This window comes from Pseudomonas sp. BIGb0278, from assembly GCF_024809895.1.
In the GTDB taxonomy this organism is placed as follows: domain Bacteria; phylum Pseudomonadota; class Gammaproteobacteria; order Pseudomonadales; family Pseudomonadaceae; genus Aquipseudomonas; species Aquipseudomonas shirazensis.
In genome coordinates, this window is sequence record NZ_JANUEL010000001.1 from 1,387,458 (window position 1) to 1,399,751 (window position 12,294).

The window sequence follows — 12,294 nt, forward strand, 5'->3', positions numbered from 1 at the left end:
GCAGTGGTGCAACAGACCGTAAACATGGTGCAGAGCATTGCCGACGAGCTCACGCAGATGGGCCAGGCGATCAGTGCGCTGAGTGAGCAGTCCGAGCAGATCGGCACCATTGTCGATGCCATCCGCAGCATCGCCGAGCAGACCAACCTGCTGGCCCTCAACGCGGCAATCGAAGCCGCCCGCGCCGGCGACCAAGGCCGCGGCTTTGCCGTGGTCGCCGATGAAGTGCGCAACCTGGCGCAACGCACCAGCAAGGCCACCGTGGCGATCAGTGAAGTGGTCGGCAAGAACCGCGAACTGGCCCGCCAGGCTGTGGCGAGCATGCAGGCGAGTACGCTGAAGACCGAGCAAGGTGTTGAGCTGGCGCACAAGGCTGGCGCGGTGATCGAGGATATTCAGCACGGTGCGCAGCGGGTGGTTGAAGTGATTGGCCAGTTCGCCCAGCGTCTGGAGCAACGCCAGCAACGCCAGCAACGCTGATCATGGGGCCGCCAAGTGATCTCTCATTGCCATACGAGCGAAACCAGCGGCCTGAATCGTCATGCCTCTTATAGGCAAAGCGCCTAGCCCTATCTGCTCACTCCAGCGCTCAATCAGAACGCTGTTCATCGTCAGACCATCCCTGTAGTTTGCCCGACAGTTCTCCAGTGAAGTGCCCTCCATGGACCCCAAGACTTTGCGCGATGCGTTCTCCGGCCTGAGTGTGTTCTTCGCCGTCGCGCACGCGCGCAGTTTCACCAAAGCGGCAGCGCGGCTGGGTGTGTCACAGACAGCCGTCAGCCACGCCGTACGCGCCCTGGAAGCCCGCCTGGGCGTCAGCCTGCTGTCACGCAACTCGCGCAACGTGACGGTGACAGAGGCCGGCGAGCAACTGCTGGCGAACGTCGCACCGCAATTCGAGGCCATCGATATGCAGTTGCAGGCGCTGACCGAGTTGAGCAACAGCCCTACCGGCACGATCCGCATCACCGCCTCCGATCACGCCGTGCGGGCGGTGCTGATGACCAAGCTCAAGCTGTTTTTGCCGGCACATCCGGGGATCAAGGTCGAGCTGTCGACCAACAGCGGCTTTGTCGACATTGTTGCCGAACGTTTCGATGCCGGGGTCAGGCTCGGCGAGGCAGTGGCGCAGGATATGATCGCCGTGCGCATCGCTGCGGATGCGCCCTATGCAGTTGTCGCTACCCCGGCTTACCTGCAGCATCACGGTATGGCGCAGACGCCAAGCGACCTGTTGCAGCACAACTGCATCAACCTGCGCCTGCCGACGCGGGGCAATTTATGGGCGTGGGAATTTGCAGTCGATGGCCGCGAAGTCAATCTGCGTGTGGACGGGCAACTGGTCTTCAACAACACCTCCGACGCCGTGGAAGCCGTACTGGCCGGGCTTGGCGTCGCCTATCTGCCTGCGGAACTGGTCGAGCAGCATGTGCAGTCCGGGCAGCTGCTGCAGATGCTCGAAGACTTCAGCCCGGTGTGGCCCGGCTTACACCTTTATTACCCCAGCCGACGGCAACCGTCAGGGGCGATGGCCCTGCTGATTGCGGCACTGCGCGTCTAGTCAATTACCCTGCCCGGCTCGCCAAACGTGCTCCAGCCACGCACGCTGCACCGGTATTTATCAACCAAGCTCATAGCTGCATGCAGTTTATGCAGGTTTCTAGTGCCGCCCATCCCGCCTACAGTGTCGTCTCTGCGCCAATTATTAGCGCACACCACTGGATTTCAGGACTGCTGCAATGGCCAGAGAGCACTACAGCCAACTTCAGGCGTTGATCGTTGTTGCCCGCGAGCGCAGCTTCACCCGCGCCGCAGCACAGTTGGCCATGTCGCAATCGATGCTCAGCCACACCATCCGCGACCTGGAAACGCGCCTCGGTGTGCGCCTGCTGACGCGCACAACGCGCAGCGTCTCGGTTACCGAGGCAGGCGAACGCTTGATCGCCGAGGTGGCACCGCGCCTTGAGCTGATCGAAGCACAACTGCACGCGGTCGCCGAGCTCGGCGACATGCCCAGCGGCACCGTGCGCATCACCGCCAGCGACCATGCCATCGACAGCTTGCTCTGGCCAAAATTGCAAAGCCTGCTGGCGCGCTACCCGCGCTTGAACCTGGAGCTGCACAGCGATTACGCCTTCTCCGATATCGTCCAGGGCCGGTTTGACTTTGGCGTACGCCTGGGGGACAGCCTGGGCAAGGACATCCGCTCGGTGTGCATCAGCCCGGACATGCGCCTGGCAATCATCGCTGCGCCCGCTTATTTCGCCGAACGGCATATGCCAGAAACCCCGGAGCAACTCAGCCAACACGCCTGCATCAACCTGCGCCTGCCAACCCAGGGCAACCTGTATGCCTGGGAGCTCAAGCACGGCGAGCGCGAAATCAGCGTGCGGGTCGAGGGCCGGCTGGTGTTCAACGGCATCTACCAGGTGCTCAATGCCGCCCTCGACGGCCATGGTCTGGCCTATGTCCCACACGATCTGGCTGCCACCCATCTGGCGGCTGGCCGGGCTGTGCCCGTGCTTGAAACGTGGTGGCGCAGCTTTCCTGGCTACCACTTGTATTACTCGGCGCAGCGCGAGACCTCACGCGCCATGCAGGTCGTGATCGAAACACTGCGCCTGAACTGAATCAAATGAGCAACACCGCCGACCGCTTGAGCAGCCGCCGGCTGCGCCTTGACCACCTTGTGCTAGTTTTTCCGCATGGGGTGCGCAGGGCCTGGGGCATTGGCGGCCTGATAAAAACTAAAGATCCATCCAACCGACTGATTACGGGTGAGCCATGCAGCTTCGAATCAACCAAAAGACCTACGAGGTCGATGCCGACGCGGATACTCCACTGCTGTGGGTAATCCGTGATGACCTGGGCATGACCGGCACCAAATACGGCTGCGGCCTGGCCCAATGCGGCGCCTGTTCAGTGCTGGTCGACGGCAATGTGGTGCGCGCCTGCGTGACGCCGATTGCCGGCGTGGTCGGGCGTGAGATCACCACCATCGAAGCCATCGAGGCCGACGCTGTCGGCAAGCGCGTGGTCGCTGCCTGGGTCGACAAACAAGTCGCACAGTGCGGCTACTGCCAGTCCGGCCAGGTCATGGCCGCCACTGCCCTGCTCAAGCACACCCCCAAGCCCAGCGATGAGCAGATTTCTGCGGCGATGATCAACCTCTGCCGCTGCGGTACCTACAACGCGATCCATGACGCCGTGCATGCACTGGCCAAGCAGGAGGACGTGGTATGACCAAGCCTGTCGTCTACCCCGCCGATCTGCTCGCGCTCGATCAACCGGTCAACCTGTCGCGCCGGCGCTTTCTCGCCGGCAGCGCCATTGGCGCTCTGGTGCTGGGTTTTGGCCTGCCGCTAGGCGCTTCGCGGGTACAAGCCGCTGCAGCGGCAACCCCAGCGCTGGGCACTCAGGTGCCGGCGTTCCTGGAAATCCGCCCAGACAACAGCATCCGCCTGCTCAGCCCGTTCATGGAAGGCGGCCAAGGCACCTTCACGGCGATGGCGCAGATTGTCGGCGAGGAGCTGGATGCCGATCCTGCCACCTTCCTGGTCGAAGCCGCGCCGCCCGGTGAAGCTTACGTGGTGCTGGAAAACGGCATGCGCATTACCGGCGGGAGCATGTCGGTGCGCCTGAGCTACCCGGTCATGCGGCGCCTGGGCGCCCTCGGCCGGGCCATGCTGGTGCAGGCCGCCAGCACCAAGCTGGGCGTACCGGTCAGTGAGCTGAGCACCGAGCCGGGTCGGGTCATTCACGCCAGCTCCGGCCGTTCGCTGAGCTACGGTGAGCTGGCCGGCGCGGCCATGGACCTGCCGGTGCCCGATCCGGACAGCATTACCTTGCGCGACCCGAGCCAGTTCCGCTGGATCGGCAAGCCGGTCAAGCGTGTCGACGCCTACGACAAATCCACCGGCAAGGCGGTCTACGCCATCGACCTGAAAGTCGACGGCATGCTCCACGCCGCCGTGCAGCACGCGCCACGCCTGGGCATGACCGTAGCTGGTGTGCGCAACGAGGCGCAGGTCAAGGCCATGAAGGGCGTGCACTCGGTGCATCAGCTGCCGGGCGCAGTGGCAGTGGTTGCCGAGCGCTGGTGGCACGCCAAGCGCGCTGCCGAAGCGCTGCAGGTGCAATGGCAGGAGCCGACTGCGGACTCCAAGGTGCGGCCGATGCCGGCGGACTTCTCCAGCGACGGCTTCCGCGAGCACCTGGCGGCGCAGACCGGGCCGCAGCGCGAAGAAGAGCTTGAAGGCGATTTCAGTAAAGCCCTGGACGGCGCCAAGACCAAGGTCGAGGCCACTTACCACAATCAGTTCGTCAACCACGCGCAACTGGAGCCACCTTCTGCACTGGCCCGCTACAACGACGATGGCTCGCTCGAAGTCTGGCTGCCGAACCAGGCACCCGACATGTTCCGCGCCGACATCGCCAAGCGCACCGGCCTCGATCTTGCGCAGATCACCCTGCACTCGCCGCTGCTCGGAGGGTTCTTTGGCCGGCATTTCCTTTACGACAGCGCCAACCCCTATCCGCAAGCGATCGCCCTGGCCAAGGCCGTCGGCCGGCCGATCAAATTGATCTGGAGCCGCGAAGAAGAATTTGTCCGCGACGTGCTACGGCCGATGGCGGTGGTCAAGTTCCGTGCCGGGCTGGACGCCAACGGCATGCCGGTGGCAATCGAAGCAGTCAGTGCTACCGAAGGCCCAACCGAAGCAATCGCCGGCAGCCCAGCGGAAAAAGGCGACCCGACGGCACTCGAAGGTTTGTCTGGCAAGTCGTACGCGATCGCCAACCGTCGCGTCGCGCAGATCTACGTCAAGGGCCCGGCAATGCTCGGCTACTGGCGCTCGGTGGGCAACTCGATGAACGACTTCTTCTATGAAGCGTTCCTCGACGAACTGGCCGACAAAGGCGGCCAGGACCCCTATGCGCTGCGCATGCACCTGCTGCAGGGTAACCAGCGCCTGAGCACCCTGCTCAAGGCGGTGGCCGATCTGTCTGGTGGCTGGAAACGGGGCCCGTTCACCGCCGAAGACGGCAGCAAGCGTGCCCGCGGCGTAGCCATGGCCTCACCGTTTGGCTCGCATGCAGCAGTAATCGCTGAAGTCTCGATCGAGAACGGCCAGGTCAAAGTGCATGACATCTGGCAGGCCATCGACCCTGGCAGCATCGTCAACCCAGCCATCGTCGAGGCTCAGGTCAACGGCGCGGTCTCGCTGGGGCTGTCGCAAGCCTTGCTCGAAGAAGCGGTGTATGTCGATGGCAAGCCCCGCGCGCGCAATTACGACCTGTATCCGATTCTGCCAGCGGCGCGTATGGCCAGAGTGCATGTACGCATCGTCGAAAGTGGCGAGAAGATGGGCGGCATCGGCGAACCACCCTTGCCTGCGGTCGCCCCGGCAGTCGCCAACGCGGTAGCGCAGCTGACCGGCCAGCGCATCCGCAGCATGCCACTGTCACGCTATACCTTCAGCTAAGCTGGCCCAGGACGACCTGCACATGACTCGAAAAAGCCTTGCAAGACCCTTGGCCCTGTTCGCCGTGCCGTGCCTGATAGCGGCCGGCCTGCTGGCCTGGTACGTCACCCGTGAACCGGCCTCGCCGTTTACCGCTACAACCCAGAGCAACACCGATCCGGCCTTGGTCCAGCGCGGGGAGTACGTCGCCCGCCTCAGCGACTGCGTGGCCTGCCACAGCCTGCCGGACGCCGCGCCGTTTGCCGGCGGGCTGAAGATGGCGACGCCGCTAGGGGCGATTTACGCCACCAACATCACTCCCGACCCTGATCATGGCATTGGCAAATACAGTCTGGCCGAGTTTGACCAGGCCGTGCGCCACGGCGTTGCGCCCGGCGGGCGCCGGTTGTACCCAGCCATGCCATACCCGTCCTATTCCAAGCTCAGCGACGAAGACGTGCAGGCGCTGTACGCCTTCTTCATGCAGGGCGTGCAAGCAGCCAACCAGCCCAACAAGCCCGGGGAAATCCCCTGGCCGTTGAGCCTGCGCTGGCCAATTGCACTGTGGAACGGCCTGTTCACCGAGGCCGAACCCTACGCCGCCAAGCCTGAGCAGAATGCCCAGTGGAACCGTGGCGCCTACCTGGTGCAGGGCCCCGGCCATTGCGGCAGTTGCCATACCCCACGCGGCATCGCCTTTGATGAAAAAGCCCTGAGCGAGCGCGGCGCTACCTTCGTCTCCGGGGCCTTGCTCGACGGCTGGTACGCGCCGAGCCTGCGCAATGACCACAACACCGGCCTGGGCCGCTGGAGCGAAGCCGACATTGCCCGCTTCCTCAAGACCGGGCGCAACCAGCATGCGGTGGTCTACGGCTCGATGACCGAGGCCTTCAACAACTCGACGCAGTTCATGAGCGATGAAGACCTGGCAGCGATCGCCCACTACCTCAAGTCGTTGCCGGGCGACCCGAAACGCGATGGCCCGCCTTGGCAATACCAAGCCGTATCGGCAGCGCAGCAGCTGGACAAACCTGGTGCGCACACCTACGTCACCGCCTGCGCCAGTTGCCACGGGCTGGATGGCCGCGGCCAGGCTGAATGGATGCCGCCACTGGCCGGAGCGACCTCTGCGCTGGCCGAGCACAACGCCTCGGCCATCAACATCACCCTCAACGGTGCCCAACGGGTGGTTGCCGCCGGCGTACCGGATGCCTACCGCATGCCGTCATTCCGCGAGCAGCTGAGCGATCAGCAAATTGCCGAGGTACTGAGCTTTGTCCGCAGCAGTTGGGGCAACACCGGCACTGCAGTGCCCGCCAAGGACGTGGCCAAGCTGCGCGAGCACACCGACCCGGCCAGCAGCAGCCCGATCATCCTGCAGATGCGTTGAAAGGAACCTCAAGCATGCTGCGATGCTCAGTAAGACAGGAGTGCTCGCGGGGCGATTACCGTCAGCGAGCATGACTGCATAGTGCACAAACAGATCAAGGAACACCGATGGAAAGCATTGACCTGATGGTCCTGCGCACCGCCCGCGACTGGTTGGCGGCTGGCGAGCAGGTGCTGCTGGCGACCGTTGCCCGCACCTGGGGCTCGTCGCCACGCCCGGTCGGCTCGATGATGGCCCTGCGCGAGGACGGCCGGGTGATCGGCAGTGTTTCCGGCGGCTGCATCGAAGATGACCTGGTCCACCGCTACACCCGCGCCTACGGTGGCAGCGGTGTGAGCGACGGTTTGCCGCAGGTGGTGTGCTACGGCGTCAGCGCCGATGAAGCCCACCGCTTTGGCCTGCCCTGCGGCGGCACCCTGGAGTTGGTGCTCGAATTCAACCCCTGTCATCAAGCCCTTGGCCTGCTGCTGGAGCGGCTGGATGCAGGCGGCCTGGCCCGACGCAGCCTGGATCTGGCCAGCGGCACGGCGACGCTGGAACACACGTCGACCCCAGAGCAATTCAGCTTCGACGGCGCGCGCATGGTCAGCACCCTTGGTCCTGGCTACCGGATGTTGCTGATCGGCGCCGGCGCTTTGGCCGAGTATGTGGCTACCATGGCCCAGTTCAATGGTTTCAAGGTCACCGTGTGCGATCCGCGACCGGAACACATGGCGGGCTGGAGTGTTGCCGGTGTCGAGCAGGTGGTGGGCATGCCGGATGACGTGGTGCGGGCGTTCGTGCCGGACCTGCGCACCTGCATTCTGGCCCTGAGCCACGACCCCAAGCTGGATGACCTGGCCCTGCTCGAAGCCCTGCACGGCCCGTCATTCTATATCGGCGCGATCGGCTCGCGGCGCAATAGCCAGCAACGACGTGAGCGGTTGATCGAGCACTTTGGCGAAACCGAGGCGTCACTCAAGCGGTTACACGGCCCCATTGGCATCTATATTGGCAGCAAGACCCCAGCCGAGATCGCCGTGAGTGTGATGGCGGAGATTCTCGCGTGCAAAAACAATGTCGAACTGCCGGGCGAGCTGTCGGTCACCGAAGCCAAACGCGCGCAAGAGCTTGAGTTGCTGGCCAGTTGAGCAGCACTAAAATTGCAGCAGCAGCTTCACCCGCTTGACCGATCTGACGTACAGTTTCGCAAGTAGACCAAGGCCAAGCCCTTCCGATGGACAAGTACGCCCCACGCCAGTGGCTCCCCCACGAAAAGCCGACCATTCCCGGCTCGCCGTCGACCCCGCTGCATCCACCTCTGACTCGCCTCGCCTACGGCGCGGTGGGCCTGCTGGTGGCTATCACCGGCGGCCTGGGCAATGCTCTGGTGACCGCCAACCTGACCTTTTTGCAAGGCGCGCTCGGTGCCACCAGCGCCGAAATGGCCTGGCTGCCGGCGGCGTTCGTGATGACCAACGTGTCGATGAACCTGCTGCTGGTGAAGTTTCGCCAGCAGTTTGGCCTGCGCGCGTTCACCGAAGTGTTCCTGGTGCTGTATGCACTGGTCACCTTCGCCCACTTGTTCGTCAACGACATAAACTCAGCCATCGCCGTGCGCGCAGCCCACGGTATGGTCGGCGCAGCGCTGAGCTCACTGGGCCTGTACTACATGATTCAGGCCTTCCCCGAGCGTTGGCGACTCAAAGCCATGGTGCTCGGCCTGGGTGCGTCGCAGCTGGCGATACCGCTGGCGCGGATCTTCTCCGAAGACCTGCTGCAGATTGCCGAATGGCGCGGTTTGTACATGTTCGAACTGGGCCTGGCGCTGACCGCGCTGGGCTGCGTATTACTGCTGAAGTTGCCGCCCGGCGACCGTTTCAAGACCTTCGAGCCGCTGGATTTTCTCACTTTTGGCCTGATGGCCAGCGGCACCGCGCTGCTCTGCGCCGCGCTGTCGCTGGGGCGCATCGAATGGTGGCTGGACACGCCGTGGATCGGCATGGCGCTGGCGGCCTCGATCGGTTTGATCTGCGCCGGGCTGGCGATCGAGCACAACCGCAGCAACCCGTTGTTGATGACCCGCTGGCTGAGCAGCGCCGCGGTGATCCGCCTGGCACTGTGCGTGATCCTGATCCGCATGGTCACCTCCGAGCAATCGACCGGCGCGGTGGGCTTTCTGCAAACGCTCAACCTGGGCACCGAGCAGCTGCGCAGCCTGTATGGGGTGATGCTGCTGGGCGCCGTGGCCGGGCTGGTCACCAGTGCCCTGACCATCAACCCCAAGCACCTGGTGCTGCCGCTGTTCGGCTCGCTGGCGCTGATGGCTGTCGGCGCCTACATGGACAGCAGCTCGAGCAACCTGACCCGGCCAGCGCAGATGTACCTGAGCCAGTTCATGCTGGCGTTTGGCAGCACCTTCTTCCTCGGCCCATCGATGGCGTTGGGCATCGGCCACGTGCGCGCCAACCCGCGCAACCTGGTCAGCTTTTCGGTGCTGTTCGGGATCTGCAACAACCTCGGCGGCTTGCTTGGCGCGGCCTTGCTCGGCACCTTCCAGACCGTGCGCGAGAAATTCCACTCGAGCAACCTCAGCGAACAGCTGAGCCGCCTCGAACCCCTGGTCAACGCTCGGGTCCAAAGCGGTGGCGGCAGCTATGCTGGAGTCATTGCCGACCCGGCCCTGCGCACTGAAGTCGGCACCCGCTTGTTGGCCAATGCCGCCACCCGCGAAGCCAACGTGCTGGCTTACAACGATGTATTCCTGCTGATCGCCGGGATTGCCATACTGACCATGCTCTGGATTTCGCTGCGCAGCCTGTGGGTCTGGCACACGACCCGCCAGGCGGCCCTTTCCGACTCAACCCGCGGCGCTTCGAATCAATGAATGAAGAAACACCGATCACCTCTACCAACGCCATTGCCGAAACTCCGGAAGGTCAGACCCCGCCCACGCAGCCGAGCAACCCCGGCGGCTCGCGACGAGTGCGGGTATTGTCTGTGCTGACCTTTGCCGGCGTGGCCCTGGCCGGCATCCTGCTGGTGCTGTATGCCTGGCAACTGCCGCCATTTGGCAGCGATATCGAGAGCACCGAAAACGCGCTGGTGCGTGGCCAGGTCACGCTGATCGGCCCGCAGCTGTCCGGCTATGTCGTCGAAGTGCCGGTGCAGGACTTCCAGTACGTCAAGGCCGGCGACCTGCTGGTGCGCCTTGATGACCGCATCTACACCCAGCGCCTGGCCCAGGCCATTGCGCAATTACAGCAACAGCAGGCCGCGCTGGCCAACAACCTGCAGCAGCGCAAGAGCGCCGAGGCGACCATCGTCCAGCGCCAGGCGGCGATCACCGATGCTGCCGCCCAGGCCGACAAGAGCCAGGCTGACCTGCGCCGGAATCAGGCGCTGGTCAGCGACGGTTCGGTATCGCGCCGGGAGCTGGATGTCAGCCGCGCCAATCATGCAGCATCAGTGGCGAGCCTGGCCCAGGCCAAGGCCGCGCTGGAGATCGCGCGCCAGGACGTACAGACAGTGATCGTCAACCGCGCCTCGCTGGAAGCCTCGGTAGAAAACGCCAAGGCCGCGGTCGAGCTGGCCCGCATCGACCTGGACAACACCCGGGTCACCGCACCGCGCGATGGCCAGCTCGGCCAGATCGGCACGCGCCTGGGGGCTTATGTCAATTCAGGTGCGCAGTTGATGCCGCTGGTCCCGGACAACCACTGGATCATCGCCAACATGAAGGAAACCCAGATGGCCAAGGTACGCATTGGCCAGCCGGTGACCTTCAGCGTCGATGCGCTCGATCACTTGAAACTGCGCGGCCACGTGCAGCAGATCTCACCCGCGACCGGCTCGGAGTTCGCCTTGCTGCAAGCCGACAACGCCACCGGCAACTTCGTCAAGATCGCGCAACGGATCCCGGTGCGGATCACCGTCGACCCGGACCAGCCCGACGCCAAGCGTCTGCGCCCGGGGATGTCGGTGGTGGTCGGCATCGATACCCGCGCCGAGCATTCAAGCGACTAGGCTGCGGGTTACAGCCACCAGGCCAGCACCAGCGGCAACCAGACGAACGACAGGATCGTCGAGCACATCACCAGGTTGGCGACCTCTTCAGGTGAGCGCTTGGCGCGCACGGCCAGCAGGTAGTTGAACACTGCCACCGGCATCGACGATTGCAACACCAGGATGGCCTTGGCCATGTTTTCCAGGTCAAGCAGCTCACCCACTGCCCAGCCAACCGCGCCACCCAGAACGATCCGCAGGCCGCCCAGCAGCATGCCCTTGCCGACCTGTTGCAGGCGGATGCTGGCCAGCGACACGCCGAGGGTCAGCAGCATCAACGGGATAGTCATGCCGCCCAGCAGATTGACAGTATTGGCCAGCCACTTGGGCAATTCCCATTGCAGAAAGATGATCGGCATGGCCCCCGCCAGGCTGATCACGATCGGGTTGCGCAGCAGCGCCTTGAACGAGCTGGCGCCGCCAGCCACGGCAATGCCCACGGTAAACTGGAAGATCGACAAGGTCAGAAAGAACGCCACCGCCAGCGCCAGGCCATGCTCGCCAAAGGCGTACAGGCTGATTGGCAGGCCCATGTTGCCGGTGTTGGGATACATGAACGCCGGCAACAAGACGCGCCAGTGCAGGCCAGACAAGCGACTGACCAGCAGCCCGACCAAGGCCATGCCAGCCATGCACAGCACGCAGGCCAACGCCATATTGGTAAAGGCCGACTGGTCCAGTTTGGTCCGACTCAAGGTCGACAGCACCAAGGCTGGGGTGCCGATGTTCATCACCAGCCGGGCGATGAATTCGGTGGGGTAGTCGATACCGCTGCGGGCCCAGCCGTAGCCAATGCCCGCGACGATAAACACCGGTGCCAGAACAGCGAACAACGAAGCCAGCATGCCTTGCCCTCAACGGCGATCAGTGCCGATCGCCTGGAAAAGATCCCAGTATGCCCCAGCTGCCCCGCGCCCGGCGTTCTGGCGTTGATAAAAGCGCTAACAGGTCAGCGTCAATCAGAGCATGCCCATCGCCGCACGCAAGGCCAGCAGATAGGTGTCGACACCAAATCCACAGATCTGCCCGCGCACCACTTCGGCGAATACCGAGTGATGCCGGAACGCCTCGCGGGCATGGATGTTCGACATGTGCACTTCCACCACCGGCACTTCCAGAATCGCCAGCGCATCGCGAATGCCGTAGCTGTAGTGGGTCCAGGCCCCGGCATTGATCAGCACCGCATCGACCCGCTCTTCGTAGGCCTGGTGAATACGCTCGCACATCGCCCCTTCGTAGTTGCTCTGGAAGCTCTCGATGCGCGCGCCGAGTTCCTCACCCAGCGCCTGCAAGGCCTGATCGATGTCTGCCAGCGTGGCCGTGCCGTACTGGCGTGGGTCACGTTTGCCGAACATGTTGTGGTTGATGCCGTGCAGCATCAGGATATTGGCGCTCATG

General features: G+C 63.9%; 10 protein-coding genes and 2 pseudogenes. 9 read left to right on the top strand and 3 right to left on the bottom strand.

What is annotated here, in order from left to right:
• Positions 1–21 precede the first annotated feature (21 nt).
• Positions 22–480 (top strand): annotated as a pseudogene (locus M2396_RS24265) (methyl-accepting chemotaxis protein); the annotation flags it as partial.
• Between the two features lie 25 nt (positions 481–505).
• Here M2396_RS24265 and M2396_RS24270 read toward each other — a convergent pair.
• Positions 506–562, bottom strand: a pseudogene (locus M2396_RS24270) (DUF1348 domain-containing protein); the annotation flags it as partial.
• A gap of 99 nt (positions 563–661) precedes the next feature.
• Between M2396_RS24270 and M2396_RS06325 the strand changes: the two are divergent.
• The 8 genes from M2396_RS06325 to M2396_RS06360 all read left to right on the top strand — a co-directional run bounded on the left by M2396_RS06325 (position 662) and on the right by M2396_RS06360 (position 10,857).
• A complete protein-coding gene (locus M2396_RS06325; protein ID WP_101319198.1) occupies positions 662–1,561 on the top strand; it encodes a LysR family transcriptional regulator in 900 nt (299 codons plus the stop codon).
• A gap of 178 nt (positions 1,562–1,739) precedes the next feature.
• Positions 1,740–2,630 (top strand): LysR family transcriptional regulator, encoded by an 891-nt coding sequence (locus M2396_RS06330; RefSeq protein ID WP_259073888.1) that lies wholly within the window; start codon positions 1,740–1,742, stop codon positions 2,628–2,630.
• A 154-nt stretch (positions 2,631–2,784) separates the two neighbouring features.
• Positions 2,785–3,243, top strand: coding sequence for a (2Fe-2S)-binding protein (locus M2396_RS06335; protein WP_150569319.1), 459 nt, complete (start codon positions 2,785–2,787; stop codon positions 3,241–3,243).
• The gene (locus M2396_RS06340; RefSeq protein ID WP_188035875.1) at positions 3,240–5,483 is read left to right on the top strand and encodes a xanthine dehydrogenase family protein molybdopterin-binding subunit; all 2,244 of its coding nucleotides are present in this window, start codon (positions 3,240–3,242) and stop codon (positions 5,481–5,483) included. Before M2396_RS06335 ends, M2396_RS06340 begins: the two co-directional genes overlap by 4 nt.
• 22 nt (positions 5,484–5,505) lie before the next feature.
• Complete coding sequence (locus M2396_RS06345; RefSeq protein WP_188035874.1) at positions 5,506–6,852, top strand: cytochrome c; 1,347 nt, start codon at positions 5,506–5,508, stop codon at positions 6,850–6,852.
• Positions 6,853–6,959: 107 nt separating this feature from the next.
• Positions 6,960–7,982, top strand: coding sequence for an XdhC family protein (locus M2396_RS06350; RefSeq protein WP_259073892.1), 1,023 nt, complete (start codon positions 6,960–6,962; stop codon positions 7,980–7,982).
• A gap of 86 nt (positions 7,983–8,068) precedes the next feature.
• Positions 8,069–9,718, top strand: a complete 1,650-nt coding sequence (locus tag M2396_RS06355) for an MFS transporter (RefSeq protein WP_150569323.1) — start codon at positions 8,069–8,071, stop codon at positions 9,716–9,718.
• Positions 9,715–10,857, top strand: coding sequence for an HlyD family secretion protein (locus M2396_RS06360; RefSeq protein ID WP_150572626.1), 1,143 nt, complete (start codon positions 9,715–9,717; stop codon positions 10,855–10,857). Before M2396_RS06355 ends, M2396_RS06360 begins: the two co-directional genes overlap by 4 nt.
• A gap of 8 nt (positions 10,858–10,865) precedes the next feature.
• On the opposite strand, the gene M2396_RS06365 is transcribed toward M2396_RS06360, so the two are convergent.
• Positions 10,866–11,741 carry an AEC family transporter gene (locus M2396_RS06365; protein WP_259073894.1) on the bottom strand — a complete coding sequence of 292 codons (876 nt, stop codon included), beginning with the start codon at positions 11,739–11,741 and terminating at the stop codon, positions 10,866–10,868.
• Positions 11,742–11,855: 114 nt separating this feature from the next.
• Complete coding sequence (gene aroQ, locus M2396_RS06370; protein ID WP_259073896.1) at positions 11,856–12,293, bottom strand: type II 3-dehydroquinate dehydratase; 438 nt, start codon at positions 12,291–12,293, stop codon at positions 11,856–11,858.
• Between the last annotated feature and the right edge of the window lies 1 nt (position 12,294).